This window comes from Kitasatospora sp. NPDC051984, assembly GCF_044593455.1.
Classification (GTDB): Bacteria; Actinomycetota; Actinomycetes; order Streptomycetales; family Streptomycetaceae; genus Kitasatospora.
In genome coordinates this window covers 37501-53433 of sequence record NZ_JBIUCB010000029.1, presented here as the reverse complement: position 1 = coordinate 53433, position 15933 = coordinate 37501, and the positions used below count along the sequence as shown (strand labels likewise).

The window sequence follows — 15933 nt, the reverse complement described above, 5'->3', positions numbered from 1 at the left end:
CTTCGTTTGAGGAGCTCGTGATGGTCTTCAACGTCCTGGTGGTGCAGCGTGAGGGCATGCCTTCTGCACGCCGTGTCGATGTGGTGCTGTTCCTGATCGCGCTGGTCTGGGGTTCCAGCTACCTGGTGGCCAAGACGACCACCGGTGCGCTCCCCGTCACCGGCGTGCTGTTCGCGCGGTACGCGATCTCGGCACTCGCCTGTGGAGCTCTGCTGCTCACCGCCCGTCGCGGGGCGCGCCGTTGGACCCGCGCGGAGGTCCGTGCCGGGGTGCTGCTGGGAGTCACGCAGGCGGCGGTCCTGGTGTTGGAGACCTACGGCGTCGCGTACACCAGCGCCGCGAACGCCGGACTGATCATCAGTCTGACCATCGTGCTGACACCGCTGCTGGACCGGACGGCGGGCAGTCGCGGACTGCCCTGGACGTTCTTCGTCGCCGCCGGCCTGTGCGTGCTCGCCGTCGGGCTGCTCACCGCCGGCACCGGGCTGCACGCCCTGCGGTCCGGTGACGCCCTGGTGCTCGCCGCCGCTGTGGTGCGGGCCGGGCACGTGGTGCTCGTCGGGCGGCTGACCGCCCGGAGCCCGATGGACCCGCTCCACCTGACGACCGTTCAGACCGTCGTCGGCTCGGCGTTGTTCCTGGTGCCCGCCGCCATCCAGCTGTCCGCACTGGCCGGCGGCAGCGCGAGCACCTGGTCGCAGCTGGTCTATCTCGCCCTGTTCTGCAGCGTGTTCGCCTTCCTCGCCCAGACCTGGGCGGTGCAGCGCACCTCCCCCGGTCGGGCCAGCCTCCTGCTGGGCACCGAACCGGTCTGGGCCGTCGTGATCGGGATCGGTCTCGGCGGCGAACGGCTCACCGTGTGGGCCGCCCTCGGCGCCGTGCTCATGATCGCCGGAACGTACTGGGGCCAGGCCGTCGAACGCTCCCACCGCACCGGCATCGCGCGCGAGCGGAGGCGAGAATGGCTGACGCGACGTCAGTGATGGTGTGGATCAAGGCAGTTGGTCCGCAGGGTGAGGTGGCGGGGCTTTGCCAAGTCTTGGGTAGAGTGAGTGCCTTGACCGGTAGGCGCCCTTCGGCGCGCCCGGGGCGTTCGGGGCGAGCATCCCCGGGATTTCCGATTGCGGTGACTTCGCCACACGGAAAAGTCACCGCTGCGAGATGAGGCAGCAACGATGACTGGATCCGCACGGCAGAACGACACCATCGACGTGGTGGGCGCGCGTACCAACAACCTCCGCGATGTCACGGTGAGAATCCCCAAGGGGCAGGTGGTCGCCTTCACGGGCGTGAGCGGCAGCGGGAAGACCTCGCTGGCGATCGACACCATCCACAGCGAGGCGCAACTGCGCTACCTGGAGGGTCTTTCGCCGTTCGTGCGGCAGTACATCACGCAGCGGAACCGGCCGAAGGTGGACCGGATCCTGGGGCTCGGCGCGACCCTGGCGGTCGATCAGCGGCGGCTGAACCGCAATCCGCGGTCCACGGTGGCGACGATCACCGGGATCGACGGTCACCTCGGGTTGCTGTACTCGCGGCTGCCGGGGATCGGGCCGGATGCGGAGGGGCTGCCCGAGCACCTGTCGACCGCGCACTTCGACCGTCACTCGCCGGAGGGAAACTGCCCCAACTGCCATGGTGTGGGCGGGCGCTGGCAGGCGCAGGTGGAGCTGGTCATCACCGATCCGGACCGGCCGCTGTTCGACGGGGCGTCGCCCTGGTACGCCAAGTGGCGCTCCGGGGAGCACGCGTTCGTCCCGGCGCTGGCCGAGAAGCGCGGGGTGGACCTCAGGCAGCCGTGGCGGGAGCTGCCGGAGGAGTTCCGGCACTGCGTGCTGTACGGCACGGGTGACGAGGTGATCGAGGCGACCGTCGACATGCCGAACAAGAACGAGTCGGCGTCGTGGACGTACACCTCCACCCAGCCGCTGCGCGGCGCCCTCGCGGAGGTGGAGCGGGTCTTCGCGAACGCCAGTACGCCGAGCGCCAAGCAGCGGTATCTGCCGTACATGCGCAAGGTCGCGTGCGAGGCCTGCGGCGGCACCGGGTACGGCGACGCGGCGCGGACGATCCGGCTGGGCGGGCTCACCTACCCCGAGCTGCTGGAGGTGGACGTGCGGGCGGTCCGCCAGTGGGCGGGTGACGTGGTGGCCCAACTGGGCGCGGCGCAGCGGGAGGTGGGCGAGCCGCTGCTGCTGGACCTGGTCCGCCGGCTGGGCGTGCTGGACCGCCTCGGCCTGTCGCACCTCCAGCTGACCCGGAGCGCGGCCACGCTGTCCGGCGGCGAACTCCAGCGGACGCGGCTGGCCGCGCAGTTGAGCACCGAGCTGAGCGGGATCATCTTCGTCCTGGACGAGCCGGGCACCGGCCTGCACCCGGCCGACAAGGCGCATCTGCTGGACATCGCACTGGAGTTGCGCGAGGCCGGGAACACCGTGCTGCTGGTCGAGCACGACCCGGAGCTGATCGCCCGGGCCGACTGGGTGGTGGACATGGGTCCGGGCGCGGGCCGGCTCGGCGGCGAGGTGATCGTGTCGGGCAAGCCCGCCGAGGCCGCCGCGCACCCGTTGTCGCTGACCGGCCGCTACCTGGCCGGGGACGGTCCCCGGCTGCGGCGCGAGCGCCGTCCGATCGGCGAACGGTCGGGCTGGGTCGAGCTGCACGGGCTGCGCGCGCACAACGTGACGGCGGAACGGGTCCGCTTCCCGGTCGGGCGGCTCACCTGCCTGACCGGCGTCAGCGGCAGCGGGAAGAGCAGCCTGCTCGGCGCGCTCGGCGCGGGCGTCGAGGCGGCGCTGAGCGGCGAGGCGGCCGAGACCGTGCGCACGGTCAGCGGCACCGACGCGTTCAGCTGGGTCGCCGTGGTCGACCAGGAGCCGATCGGCCGCACCCCGCGCTCCAACCCGGCCACCTACAGCAAGGCCTTCGACCTGGTGCGCAAGCTGTTCGCGGAGACCGAGGAGGGCCGCCGGCGCGGGGTCAACGCCTCCTGGTTCTCGTTCAACACCGCGAACGGCGGCCGTTGCGAGGTGTGCACGGGGTACGGGCGCAAGCTCGTCGACATGCACTTCCTGCCGGACGTGTGGGTGGTGTGCGACGAGTGCGACGGCCGCCGGTACAAGCCGGAGGCGCTGGAGATCACCTACCAGGGCCTGACCATCGACGGCGTGCTGGAGCTGACCATCGCCGAGGCGGTCAAGCGGCTGACCGGCCCCAAGCAGCTCGCCGAGACGCTGGAGGCCCTGGAGCGGGTCGGCCTCGGCTACCTGCAACTCGGCCAGAGCGCGACCGAGTTGTCGGGCGGTGAGGCGCAGCGGCTGAAGCTGGCGTCCGCGATCCAGCGCGGCTCGGCGAAGGGCAAGGCCGGTCTGGTGGTGCTCGACGAGCCGGTCTCGGGCCTGCACCCGTCCGACATCCAGCGGATGGTGGACGCGTTCGACGTCCTGCTGGACTCCGGCAACACCGTGGTCGTCGCCGAGCACGACATCCCGGTGGCCGCGTCGGCGGACTGGGTGATCGACCTCGGGCCGGGCGCGGGCCCGGCCGGCGGGGCCGTGGTGGCGGAGGGCACGCCGGAGGACGTCGCGCGGGCCGACACGCCGACGGCGGGCTTCTTCCGCCGGTACACGGCCGGTGAGCCGCTGCTGGGCTGAGCGGAGCGGGCGGGCTCGGCGGCTCCGGCGCCGCCGGGCCCGGCCGGTCAGGGGCGGGGAACGGTCAGCGTGATGACGGTGATGTCCGGCTCCGCGCCCAGGCGCACCGGCGGGCCCCAGAAGCCGGTGCCGCGGGTGACGTAGAGCAGGGTGTCGCCGAACCGGTGCAGCCCGGCGACGGCCGGATTGGCCAGCCGCGACAGGTGGTTGAACGGCCACAGCTGGCCGCCGTGGGTGTGGCCGGACAGCTGAAGGTCGACGCCGTGCTTCACCGCCTCGTGGACCTGCACCGGCTGATGGGCGAGCAGCACTACGGCCCGGCCCGGGTCGCGGCCGTCGAGCGCGGCCGCGTAGTCGGGGCCGAGTCCCTCGTCGGTGCCGCTGGCGTCGTTCACGCCCGCGAGGTCGAAGCCGGGCAGTGCGACGCGTTCGTTCACCAGCGGGCGCAGCCCGAGGCCGCGGACGAAGTCGATCCACTGCCGGGCGCCCGAGTAGTGCTCGTGGTTGCCGGTGACGAAGTACGCGCCGTACGGCGCGCTGAGCCGGGCGAGCGGCGCCACCTGCGGCCCGAACTCGGCCACGCCGGCGTCCTCGACCAGGTCGCCGACGACGGCGATCAGGTCGGGCCGGGTGCCGTTGACCAGGTCGGCGATCTGCCGGGCGCGGGCGCGGCCGACCAGGCTGTTGAGGTGGATGTCGCTGACGACCGCGATCCGGAAACCGTCGGCCCGCGGGTCGAGCCGGGCCAGCGGAACGGTCAGCCGCTTGATGGTGGGCGGGCCGAGGGCGGTGGCCGCGCCGTAGCCGACGGTCGCGGCCGCGGCGGCGCCGGCGGCCAGCGCGAGCGAGCGGTTGACGAACAGCCGGCGGGACGGGTCCAGGTCGGGGGCGCCGCGGCGGGCGGCGCGCAGCAGCAGCGGGCGGACGGCCTCGGCGACCAGCAGCGCGAAGCCCAGGTACAGGATCCCGGCCATCCACACGAAGCCCGGCCAGCCGACGGCCTGCGCCAGCGGCTTCGGCAGCGCGCCGTCGGCCGGCGGCGCGGCCACCAGCAGCAGGCCGAGCAGTACCAGCAGCGCCGTCCCGGCCCGGCGCGGCCAGCCGCGGGGAGCGGTGGTGTCGCGGACGACGCGCCGCCACACCCAGTAGTGGACGGCGGCGAGGGCGGGGACCACGAGGGCGGTGAAGAGCGCGGAGGACACGGCGGACTCCCGGCCCGGATCAGCGGGCGGCCGGCGCCGGCGTACCGCACCAGCGGCGCAGCGCCGCGGCCAGCCCGTCGTCCGCCACCGGCCCGGCCCAGGCGACGTAGCCGTCCGGCCGCACCAGCACGTACCGGGGCCACCCGCCGCCGAGCGGTTCGGCGAGCACGCCCGTGCGCAGCCGGTCCGCCCACGGGGCGGCGGCCGGCGGGCAGTTGTCGGTGCCGAGCAGCACGAACCCGCCGTCGCGGAACAGCCCGTAGAGGGGGCCCTGCGGCGAGGCGAGCGGCCGGTCCGGGACGCGCCGGCCGGCCCACCGGCCCTGCCCGCCGGACGGGTAGCGCAGGCGCAGGCCCGACAGGTGCTCGACGTTGAGCCGGTGCACCGGGCGGATCCGCATCGACCACATGGCGGCCCGGCGCATCAGGCGGGCCGTCGCGCTGTCCGAGGTCTCGAAGCGGAACGACAGGTCGGTCTTGCGCAGCGTCTCCGCCGCGATCGGGTGCCGCTCCGCCTCGTAACTGTCGATCAGCTCCTCCGGCGCCCACCCGGCGAGGACGGCCCGCAGCTTCCAGCCGAGGTTGAACGCGTCCTGGATGCCGGTCTGCAACCCCTGCCCGCCGGACGGGATGTGGGTGTGCGCCGCGTCCCCCGCGAGCAGCACCCGGCCGACCCGGTAGCGCTTCGCGTGCCGCTGCGAACTGCGGAAACGCGACAGCCACAGCGGGCTGTGCAGGCCGATGTCCGTCCCGAGGACGGCCGCGCAGCTCTCGCTCAGGTCCTCCAGGGTCAGCGGCTCGTCCGCGGGAACGGTGAACTTCTGCCGGTCGAGCACGATCACCCGGTAGGTGCCGTCCTGGAACGGGAACAGCGCCGCCATCCCGCGCCTGGTGATCCGCGCGTACTCGGCCGGGCCCGGCGGGTTCGACAGCCGGGCGTCGCCCATCATCAGCGACTCGTCGTAGTGCCAGCCGTCGTACTCGACGCCGATCACCTGCCGGACGGTGCTGTTGACGCCGTCGCAGCCGACGACGTACCGCGCCCGTTCGACCCGCGGGCCGTGCGGGCCGGTCAGCTCCACCTCGACGCCGGTGTCGTCCTGGCGCAGCCCGGTCAGCTCGGTGCCGGGCAGCAGCACCGCGCCGGCCTTCTCGGCGGCGAGCTGCAGGGCCTCCTCGGTCCGGGTCTGCGGGATGGACAGGCTGAACGGGAAAGTCGTGTCGAGCAGGCCGTAGTCGAGGTGGCCGTCCTCGTTGCCGAGCGGCGGGTGCGGGCACTCCCGGCCCCACTTCAGCACGTCGTCGGCGCGCCCGCGCATGTCCAGCAGCTCCAGCGTGCGCGGCTCGACGGTGCAGGCCCGGGACAGCGGGCTGCGCCCGGCGCGCTTGTCGACGACGTGGCAGGAGATGCCGAAGGCGGCGAGCTCCGCCGCGAGCGCCAGTCCGGTGGGGCCGGCGCCGACGACGAGCACCTGGGGGGAGGGCGGCATCTGCTGACTCCTACGGATCGGCGGGGCGGACCGGAGGCGGCGGCGCGCCGGCAGGTGGGACCGCTGCCGGCGCGCCGCCGCCCGATCAGTTAAGGCGGCCGCTCACGGCGGGCGCAACGGGCTGAGATCGGGGTGAGAGTTGCCGGAGAGCCGGGGTCGGCACGGTGAGAGCGGTTCGTGAACCGGATTGAGAACGGCGGCCGTTAGCGTGGCGGCCGATCAAGTGGTGCGCAGGTGGAGTGCATGTCGTCGAGGCCGTCCGGGCGTCCGGGCCGCCCAGTTCGCGGGAGTTGTCGCGCCATGACCGCTGAAACGTCGTCGCCGGCGGGTGTGCCGGACGCCGAGGACCTCGAAGCGCTGCTGGGCATCCGGCACTTCGAGACGCTGCTGCTGCGGATGTTCTCCGAGGGCCGGCTGAACGGGACCACCCACACCTGCCTCGGCCAGGAGTACGTCCCGGTGGCCCTCGCGCCGCTGCTGGCCGAGGACTTCGTGCTGAGCAACCACCGCGGCCACGGCCACTACCTGGCGCTGTTCCGCGACCCGGCCGGCCTGCTCGCGGAGATCACCGGCCGTGCGGGCGCGGTGTGTTCGGGCGTCGGCGGCAGCCAGCACATCCGGCGCGGACGCTACCTGTCGACGGGCGTGCAGGGCGAGAGCCTGCCGCTGGCCGTCGGGCTCGGCCTGCACTGCAAGCGGGTGGGGGACGGCCGGATCGCCGCCGTGTTCACCGGCGACGGCACCTGGGGCGAGGGCGCGGTGTACGAGGCGCTCAACATGGCCGTGCTGTGGCAGGTGCCGGTGCTGGTGATCGTCGAGCACAACGGGATCGCCCAGTCCACGCCCACCGAGCTCCAGTTGGCGGGCAGCATCGCCGACCGCGCCGCCGCGTTCGGGCTGGACTTCCTGGAGATCACCGGCCACGACATCCCCGCGATCCGCGCTCGACTGGCCCCGCTGGTCCGCCGCGTACGGGAGCAGCACCGGCCCGCCGTCGTGCAGTTCACCACCCGCCGGCTCGGCCCGCACAGCAAGGGCGACGACACCCGGCCGGACGCGGACGTGGCCGCGCTGTGGGCCGACGACTGGCACCGGGAGCTGGCCGAACGGCTCGGCGAGCCGTTCCGGGAACTCGACGACCTGATCCGCGCCGACCTGGAGCAGATGGCCCGCGAAGTCGAGGCGCGGCCACCGTCCGTGTGGACCGCGGCGGGCCCCGGAACGGCCGACGCGCAGGCATGACACCGGACACGAGGAACTGGGTGGTACCGATGACCGAACTGACCGACCTGGTGGCCGACGTGCTCCGGATCCCGGCCACCGAGGTGACCGAGGAGACCGGCGCCGCGACCACCGCGGCCTGGACCAGCCTGACCCAGGTGCAGATCGTCGCCCGGGTGGAACAGGAGTACGGCCTGCGGCTCACCGCCCGGGAGGCGCGGGCCTGCCGCTCCGTCCGCGCGCTGCGCGACGTGCTCGCCCGCGACGGACGGGAGAAGGCGTCATGACCGGGCCCGCACCCCGCGTCGTGGAGGCGCTCAACCGCGCCCTGCACCGGCTCTTCGACGAACGGCCCACCCTCCACCTGCTCGGCGAGGACGTCCTCGACCCCTACGGCGGCGCCTTCAAGGCGACCCGCGGCCTGTCCACCCGCCACCCCGGCCGGGTGCTGACCACGCCGCTGAGCGAGGGCGGCATCGCGGGCGTCGCCGGCGGGCTGGCGCTCGCGGGCGACGAGGCCGTGGTCGAGATGATGTTCGGCGACTTCGCCGCGCTCGCCTTCGACCCGGTGCTCAACCTGATCTCCAAGTCGGTGACCATGTACGGCGAGCGGGTGCCGATGCCGGTCGTGGTCCGCTGCCCGGTCGGCGGCAACCGCGGCTACGGGCCGACGCACAGCCAGAGCGTGCAGAAGCACTTCCTCGGCATCCCGAACCTGGCGCTGTACGAGACGACGCCGTTCCACGACCCGTACGCGCTGCTGAAGGAGGGCCTCGACCGGGGCCCGTCGATGCTGTTCGAGGACAAGGTCCTCTACACCCGCCGGCTGTACCCCGACGGCGTGGTGGACGGGCACTTCGCCTTCCAACTGCTCGGCGGCCCGGCCGGATGGGCGCACGTCGCGCCTGCGGACGGCGGCCCCGCCGACGTCGTGCTGCTCTGTCCGGGCGGCATGGCGCACCGGGCGATCGAGGCCGCGCACCTGCTGCGCGAGCGCGGCGCCACCGTCCACCTGCTGGTCCCGGCACGGCTGCACCCGCTGGACCTGGAGCCGGTGCTGCCGCTGATCACCGGCGCCCGGCTGGTCGCCGTGGCGGAGGAGAGCACCGAGGGCGGCACCTGGGGCGCCGACGTCGCGGCCCGGATCCACCGGCAGGCGTGGGCGGAGCTGCGCGCCCCCGTGCTGCTGCTCTCCTCGGCCGACTCGGTGGTGCCGACCGCGCCGCACCTGGAGGCCGAGGTGCTCCTCGGGGCGCCGCGGATCGCGGCGGAGCTGGGCCGGGCGCTGCCCGAGATCGCGCCGACTCCGGTGAGGCCTACGGCTGTTGAGGAAGCCGGGCGGCTCGCCGGGGTGCCGGTGGTGATGCCGAAGCTCAACAACAACGACACCGCCTACCTGGTCCTGGAGTGGCACGTCCCCGACGGCGGGTACGTCGAGGAGGGCGAGCCGCTGCTGGACGTGGAGACCTCCAAGGCCGTCGAGGAGATCACCGCCCCCGCGTCGGGGTACCTGCGGGTGCTGGCGCAGACCGGCAGCGAACTCGGGGTGGCGGAGCCGCTGGCCGAACTGTTCGCCGCACCGCAGGACGAACCGGCTCCGGCCGAACTCCCCGCCAAGGAACCGGAGTCGGCCGCGCCCGCCGACCGCACCTACCGGCTGGACCGGGTCCAGCAGGGCACCGCGGCCGTCGTCACCCGGGCCCACCGCGAGGTGCCCGCCGCGTTCGCCGCCGTCGAGGTGCGGGTGGACGCGGCGCTGGAACGGCTCCGGGCGGTGTCCGAGGAGACCGACGCCGAGGTCGGCCTGCCCGAACTGCTGGTCCGGGCGGTGGCCGCCGCCCGGCCCGCCTTCCCGCACCTGTTCGGCACCCTGCTGGACGAGCGGACCGTGGAACTCGCCGAACGCGCCGACATCGCCGTCACCGTCGACGCCGGGAACGGCCTCTACACGCCCGTCCTGCGCGACTGCGCCGCCCGACCGCTCGCCGAACTCGCCGACGACCTCATGGAGTTCAGGCTCAAGGCCTACCGGGGCGAGTTCACCGCCGGCGAGCTCTCCGGCGGCGCCCTCACCGTCTCGCTGAACCTCGAACCCGGCGTGCTGCTGGTCCGGCCGATCGTGATGTGGCCCCAGCTGTGCATGGTCTCGATCGCCGGCCCGGTGCGCCGCCTCGTCCCGTCCGACGACGGGCCGGTGGCCGCGAACGTCGTCACCCTCGGCCTCGCCCACGACCACCGGGTGGTCAACGGCCGGGACGCCGTCGCGTTCCTGCGCACCGTCGCCGAGGGCCTGAGCGACCCCCAGCAACTCGCCAAACTCACCGACTGAACCGACCCAGAGAGGAGTGCCAGTGGACTACGGGTTGACCGCCTTCGGCGTCGCCACCGGGGAGAAGGCCGCCGTCCGGGACGTCGTCGCCGAATACACCGAGGACGTCGAGCGCGTCCTCGGCTACGGCTACCGGCACATCCACCGGGCCCGGCCCGAGGTGAGCGTCACCGACCTGGCGATCGAGGCGGGCGCGAAGGCCCTCGCGGGTGTCGAGCCGCGCGACGTGGACCTGCTCGTCGTCGCCCTCACCGACCTGGCCGACCACCTGTACTGGGACGCGGCGGCCCGGGTCCAGTGGGCCCTCGGTCTGAGCCGGGCCGAGGCCGTGCTGGTCGACCAGGGCTGCGTCGGCGGCGTCACCGCCCTGGACACCGTGGCCGGACGCTTCGCCACCCACCCCGACTACCGCACCGCGCTGGTGATCGGCGCCAACCGGACCGTCGACGCCTACTGGAACCGCCTCGACACCCACTCGCTGCTGTTCTCCGACGGCGCCGCCGCGGCCCTCGCCGTGCGCGGCGCGCCCGGCCTGCGCTGGCGGGCCTCCTACGCGGAGAGCGACGGCCGCTACGCCGACTTCTTCCGGATGGACATCGGCGGCGCCCGCCGGCCCTTCGCGCCCGGCACCGAGACACCCGCCGTGCGCGACGCGTGGGACGTCGTCGAGCACTTCGGCAACGACGCCGAGGAAGTCGCCGCGTTCGCCGAGGAGATCGACGAACGCACCGCCCGCGCCGTGCACCGCGCCTGCCGCCGGGCCGGCTGCGCCGAGGAGGACCTCGCGCGGCTCGTCCTGCTCAACGACAACGCCCGCGTGCTCGCCGCACAGGCCGCACTGATCGGCGTGCCACTGGAGCGCACCAACGCCGAAACCGCCGCCGAGAACGGGCACTTCGGCGCGGCCGACCACCTGTTCTGCCTGGCCAGGCTGGAGGAGACGGGCGCACTCGCGCCCGGCGACCTCGTCGCGCTCGCGGCCAACGGCCGGGGGATGCACTGGGCCTGCGCCGTCCTCGAACGCTGACCCGCACGAACCTCCCACCCGCTCACCGGACAGATCGGAGCGAACCACCCCATGGACCGTCCCCGCGCCCGGAACGTCCTCACCGCGGCAGCCGTCGCCGCCGCCACCCTGACCCTGGCCTCCTGCTCGACCGCCACGCCCGCCACCAACCAGGCACACCCCGACGAGCCACCGGCCTGCAAGATGCTGCGGCCCGTCTCCGTCGAACTCGGCCTCGGCGAACCCTCGGTGAGCGGGCTGAGCGACCGCGGCTGTTCCTCCTACAAGTACCGCTTCGGCACCCTCACCCTGATGCTGGACGACCGCCCGCTCGCCGACGCCGCCACCGGCGACGGCACCCGGACGGAACTGCAGTTCCACGGCAAATCCGCGGTGATGCTGATGGGCGCCCTGAACGGCGTCTGCAAGGTGTTCCTGGACAGCGGCGAGCACTCCAGCATCGAGCTGCGCCTCGGGCGCACCACCGCGATGACGCCGCAGGTGTGCACCGACGTGAAGACGGCGGCCGAGAAGGTCGCCGCCCGGCTGCCGGGCGCCGTTACCTGACCCGCGGGTGCACCGTGGCCCGGTCGCCGAAGTCGGCGGCCGGGCCACGGTGTGTTTCGGGGGCTCAGTCCAGCGAGCGGGTGACGGACACCATCGCCGCCTCGCCGAACGCGGCCACGCCGAGGGCCGGCGGGCGCGGCCCGGCGAGCGGTGTGCCGTCCGGTGCGGGCAGGCCCGGGGTGCGGTCGATGACCTTCAGCGTGGCCGGGCCGGGCCCGAGGTCGAGCAGCAGCCCGGCGCCCTCCGCCGGTACCCGGTGGATCCACAGTTCCCACGGCGGGTTCCCGGCCGGGGTGTCCGCGTGCCACCCCGGCACCCCGTCGAGCGCGTAGCCGCGCACCGCCGCGCCCGTCACCAGCAGCACCAGCTCGGGGGCGCCGCGCTTCGACACCGCCCGGACGGAGACCCGCCGCCCGTCCCCCGGCCCGCCCGGGACGGGCGTCACGGTGACCTCCGGCGCCGCGAGCGGCAGCACCGGCGCCCCGGCCCGCCGGACGGGGACGCGCCAGCCGGGCCAGAGGTCGGCGACGGAGACCGGATCGGGGTCCGGCAGCAGCCGGTCGCTCCAGGCGTCCGGCGGCGAGTCGCTCAGCCAGGCGGCGGTGCCCCGGTCGGCGTCCAGCAGGTACAGCGCGTTCGCCCGTTCCCGGTACGGCTGCGGCGGCGGGATCAGCGCACCGGCCGCGAGGACGGCGGCGGCGACGAGCGCCGCCGCGGCCGGAACCAGCGGCCGCGTGCGCTGGGGCAGCGGCGGCAGTACGGGCGGCAGCAGGGCCGTCATCAGGGCCGCGACCGCCACCGGCACGGCCACCAGGCCGAGCCCGAGGGCGTCGGTGAGCAGCGGCACGAGCGGGACGACCAGCAGGCCGAGCGGGAGGACGGCGAGCGCGGCGCCCGCCACCCGTCCGGCCACCGTCGCACCGGCGCGGGAGGTGAGCAGGGCGGCGGCCGCGACCAGCCCGAGCGCGGGCCAGGTGAACACGTGGCTGCCGCCCGGCAGGACGACGGCGGAGGCGCAGGCCAGCAGCACCCAGAGCGCGATCGCCCCGGCGGCCTGGTGGCGGGCGTCGATCCGGCGCCGGGCGAACAGCGCGGCCGCCGCGCCCAGGGCGAGGGTGAGCAGCAGGAACCCGGCGAGCGCGAGGCCGTGGTCCGCGATGTCGCCGTAGGCGCCGAACTCGGCGTGCCGGGAGGCCACCAGGGGTGCCAGCGCGAACGCGGCGCCGGCGGCGAGCAGCATTTGGCCGAGGGCCAGCGCCAGCCCGGCGGCGGTCCGGGCGAGCGAGAGGCCCGCCCGGGCGCGCAGCCGCAGCAGCAGGAACAGCCCGAGGGCCGCGGTGGCGAGCGCGGCGGGCAGTGCGGCGCCGGCCGGGTAGGCGAGGTACAGGCCGGCCGCCTGGAAGTAGACGGAGTCGCCGCGGGGCGGGTGGGCGAGGTCGGCGGAGCCGAGGGCGCGGGCCAGGCCGAGCGCCTGTTCGCCCTGGTGCTGGACGGTCGCCGGATCGACCCGGTCGGGGGTGTCGTCGGCGCTGTGGTACGCCGTGTAGCCGTCCAGGTAGGCCAGGTTGAGGCCCTGGTGGCCGGCCTGCTTGAAGACGGTGAAGTCGGTGAGGTTGGGCAGGTAGCCGTAGGCGGCGTCGAGCAGCGAGCTGGTGCGGGCGGACGGCACGTGGCCGGCGAGCGCGTCGACCAGCCAGGCGGCGTCGGGGCCGGTCTCGAACATCAGACTGGGGCCGCGGCTGCCGCGGGCCTCGAAGTTGAGCACCAGGGCGTCGGGCGGCAGGAACTCCGGGGCGTCCACCAGGGCCCGGGAGCCGAGCAGGCCGCTCTCCTCGGCGTCGGTGAAGACGAACAGGACGTCGTTGCGCGGGGCCGGTCCGGCGCGCAGCGCGCGGGCGGTCTCCAGCAGGACCGCGACCGGGACCCCGGCGTCGTTGGCGCCGGGGCCGGCCTCGGTGGAGTCGTAGTGGGTGACCAGGGCGACGGGCCGGGTGTTCGCGGAGCCCGGCAGCCGGGCGACCACGTTGTCCACCCGCAGTCCGGCGTAGCGGGAGTCGGCGCCGGTGGGGGAGAGGTCGGGCATGTGGGCGACGGACGAGCCGGTCTGCACCCGGGTCTCCAGGCCGAGTTCGGTGAGCTTGCGGACCAGGTCCGCGCGGACCTGGGTGTGGGCGGGGGAGCCGCTGGGGCGCGGCTCGGTGGCGATCGCGCGGACCTGGTCGACGGCGCGGGCGGCGGAGAAGCTCAGGGCGGGCGCGTTCTCGTCGCGCGGGGCGGGCAGCCGGTCCTGCCAGGCGGTCAGGGCCGCGCAGAGCGCGGCGAGGACCAGGACGGTGACGGGGAAGGCCCAGCGGGCGGCCGGCGCGGGCGAGCCGCGGCGGGGCGGGCCGGGCGGCGCCCCGGTGGGGGTGACGGGTTCGACCGGCGTGAGGTCAGACCGCTTGACTGTCATAGACGGTGGGCTCCTCGCGGCGGCGGTACGGTCGGTGGCTGTCATGGGCGGGCTCGCGCCGGTGGAACACGGCGTCGGCGATCTGCTCGGCGACCTCCCGGCCGATCGCGGCGCCGAGTTCGGCCTCGGCGCGCTGCCGGGCGTGGTCGCGGACGAGCGGGTTGAACGCGTACTGGGGGCCGTCGGCGACCTCGCCGGGGGCGACGGTCAGCAGGTGCTGGCCGACCAGCTGGTCGAGCAGCCGCTGGGTGTCCTCCTCCGGCCGGTCGGCGACGGCGTAGGCCACGTACTCCGGGATGGAGGCGAGTTCGCACAGGCTGAGCCGCAGCCAGAGCCGGTAGCCGCCGAGCGGCAGCTGGTCGAGGGTGGAGGCCAGTCGGGCGCCCATGTCCAGGGAGCCGATGGAGAGTTCGGCGATCCGGTCGCGGCTGCCGGTGAGCCGGTCGACGAAGCTGCGCAGGCTGTGCCGGGGGCGGGCGCGCAGCCGGGCGCCGGCGGCCCGGATGGCGAGCGGCAGACGGCCGCACAGGTCGACGATCCGCCGGGCGCTGTCCACCTCGGCGAAGACCCGTTCCACGCCGACGAGCGAGGCGAGCAGGTCCACCGCCTCGTTGCCGGGCAGGCCGTCGAGGCAGTACTCGGTGAGGCCGGGGATCTTGAGCAGGCTGGTGCGGCCGGTGCACAGGACGGCGCTCTCGCCGCTCGGCAGCAGCGCCTCGTAGCGGGTGGTCTCGGAGACGTCGTCGAGCACGATCAGCAGCCGCTTGGAGGCGGTGACGCTGCGGAACAGCGCGGCACGCGCGGCGAGTCCGGCGGGGATCCGCTGGACGGGGACGCCGAGGGCGTCGAGGAAGCCGCGCAGCACCTCCTGCGGGGGCACCGGCTCGGACTGGCCGCGCAGGTCCGCGTAGAGCTGGCCGTCGGGGAAGTGCTGCTGGAGGCTGTGCCCGACGTGCACGGCGAGCGCGGTCTTGCCGGAACCGGCGCAGCCCACCAGGGCGATCACCCGGGGGGCGCCGGCGGCCTGTAAGTCCCAGGCGATCCGTTCGGAGATGTCGCTTCGGCCCGCGAAGTCGGTGACCCGGGGCGGGAGTTGGGCGGGGGTCTTGTCGGGCCGCGGGGTCCGGTGGGCGGTGGGCGGGGGCGCCACGCCCTCGCCGGCCAGGATCTGCTGGTGCAGTTCCTGGAGCCGGGCGCCGGGTTCGAGGCCGAGCTTGGTGATCAGCGCGTGCCGGCCGGCCCGGTAGACGTGCAGCGCCTCGGCCCGCCGCTGGGACTGGTAGAGCGCCGTCATCAGCTGCGCGCAGAGCCGCTCGCGCATCGGGAACTCGGCGACCAGCGGCTTGAGTTCGCTGATCAGCTCGGCGTGCCGGCCGAGCGCGAGCCCGACGTCCAGCCACTCCTCCAGGACGGCGAACCGGCGTTCCTCCCAGTGCGCGGCCACGGTGTAGGTGAGCGGGCCGGAGAGGTCGGCGAGCGGCTGGCCGCGGAAGAGCGCGAGGGCGCTCTGGTACTCGTCGGCGGCGTCCTCCAGGTGGCCGGCGGCGGCGAGGTCGCGGGCCCGCCGGACGGTCTTCTCGAAGGCGTCCGCGTCGAGGTCCTCGGCGCCGAGCCGGATGCGGTAGCCGCCCTGTTCGGTCTCGATCAGGTCGACCGGGGCGCCGGCGGCGGCGAAGGCGTTGCGCAGCCGCCAGACGCAGGTCTGGATCTGCTTGTCGGCGGTGGCCGGTGGTTCGGCGCGCCAGACGGCGTCGATCAGCGAGCTGACCGGGACGATCTTGTTGGCGTTGAGCAGGAGTACGGCGAGGACGGTCAGCTGGCGGTTCCGTCCCACCCGGACGGTGTTTCCGCCAATGACGACCTGTAAGGGGCCGAGAATTCGAAATGATATGTCGCGGCCATTGCGATGGGTTTCCTCGGTGAAAAGGCCGGACGTCGGGGAGAGAGCCTTTTGCTGCATCGGAGCCAATCCTCCACGGGGGCGTGGGATACGCGGCCGAAAAGGGATCCTAGA

11 protein-coding genes are annotated in these 15933 nt (G+C 74.4%); 7 read left to right on the top strand and 4 right to left on the bottom strand.

Annotation, left to right across the window (positions count from 1 at the left end; all coding sequences use genetic code 11):
* The first annotated feature begins 56 nt into the window (after positions 1 to 56).
* Positions 57 to 983, top strand: coding sequence for a DMT family transporter (locus ACIHEI_RS33305; protein WP_396609342.1), 927 nt, complete (start codon positions 57 to 59; stop codon positions 981 to 983).
* Between the two features lie 192 nt (positions 984 to 1175).
* Positions 1176 to 3653 carry an excinuclease ABC subunit UvrA gene (locus tag ACIHEI_RS33300; RefSeq protein ID WP_396609329.1) on the top strand — a complete coding sequence of 826 codons (2478 nt, stop codon included), beginning with the start codon at positions 1176 to 1178 and terminating at the stop codon, positions 3651 to 3653.
* 47 nt (positions 3654 to 3700) lie between these two features.
* On the opposite strand, the gene ACIHEI_RS33295 is transcribed toward ACIHEI_RS33300, so the two are convergent.
* Together ACIHEI_RS33295 and ACIHEI_RS33290 are read right to left on the bottom strand one after the other, a co-directional pair.
* Positions 3701 to 4855, bottom strand: a complete 1155-nt coding sequence (locus ACIHEI_RS33295; RefSeq protein WP_396609328.1) for a metallophosphoesterase — start codon at positions 4853 to 4855, stop codon at positions 3701 to 3703.
* Positions 4856 to 4874: 19 nt separating this feature from the next.
* Positions 4875 to 6344 carry an FAD-dependent monooxygenase gene (locus ACIHEI_RS33290; RefSeq protein WP_396609327.1) on the bottom strand — a complete coding sequence of 490 codons (1470 nt, stop codon included), beginning with the start codon at positions 6342 to 6344 and terminating at the stop codon, positions 4875 to 4877.
* Between the two features lie 300 nt (positions 6345 to 6644).
* Between ACIHEI_RS33290 and ACIHEI_RS33285 the strand changes: the two genes are divergently transcribed.
* Genes ACIHEI_RS33285 through ACIHEI_RS33265 form a run of 5 tightly spaced genes read left to right on the top strand, consistent with a single transcriptional unit; the run spans position 6645 to position 11467 of the window.
* On the top strand, positions 6645 to 7586 hold the full coding sequence (locus ACIHEI_RS33285) for a thiamine pyrophosphate-dependent dehydrogenase E1 component subunit alpha (protein WP_392955889.1): 942 nt from the start codon (positions 6645 to 6647) through the stop codon (positions 7584 to 7586).
* A 29-nt stretch (positions 7587 to 7615) separates the two neighbouring features.
* Positions 7616 to 7852 carry an acyl carrier protein gene (locus tag ACIHEI_RS33280; RefSeq protein ID WP_387649111.1) on the top strand — a complete coding sequence of 79 codons (237 nt, stop codon included), beginning with the start codon at positions 7616 to 7618 and terminating at the stop codon, positions 7850 to 7852.
* Positions 7849 to 9894: a 2-oxo acid dehydrogenase subunit E2 gene (locus ACIHEI_RS33275; protein WP_396609326.1), complete on the top strand. Its 2046-nt coding sequence runs from the start codon at positions 7849 to 7851 to the stop codon at positions 9892 to 9894. The genes ACIHEI_RS33280 and ACIHEI_RS33275 overlap by 4 nt, the downstream gene beginning before the upstream one ends.
* Positions 9895 to 9916: 22 nt before the next feature.
* The gene (locus tag ACIHEI_RS33270) at positions 9917 to 10921 is read left to right on the top strand and encodes a 3-oxoacyl-ACP synthase III family protein (protein ID WP_392955885.1); all 1005 of its coding nucleotides are present in this window, start codon (positions 9917 to 9919) and stop codon (positions 10919 to 10921) included.
* A 51-nt stretch (positions 10922 to 10972) separates the two neighbouring features.
* Entirely contained in the window at positions 10973 to 11467 is a 495-nt protein-coding gene (locus tag ACIHEI_RS33265; RefSeq protein ID WP_392955883.1) for a hypothetical protein, read from the top strand.
* A 64-nt stretch (positions 11468 to 11531) separates the two neighbouring features.
* On the opposite strand, the gene ACIHEI_RS33260 is transcribed toward ACIHEI_RS33265, so the two are convergent.
* Positions 11532 to 13919: a M28 family peptidase gene (locus tag ACIHEI_RS33260; RefSeq protein WP_396609325.1), complete on the bottom strand. Its 2388-nt coding sequence runs from the start codon at positions 13917 to 13919 to the stop codon at positions 11532 to 11534.
* Positions 13900 to 15753: a BTAD domain-containing putative transcriptional regulator gene (locus tag ACIHEI_RS33255; protein ID WP_396609324.1), complete on the bottom strand. Its 1854-nt coding sequence runs from the start codon at positions 15751 to 15753 to the stop codon at positions 13900 to 13902. Before ACIHEI_RS33255 ends, ACIHEI_RS33260 begins: the two co-directional genes overlap by 20 nt.
* Positions 15754 to 15933: the final 180 nt, after the last annotated feature.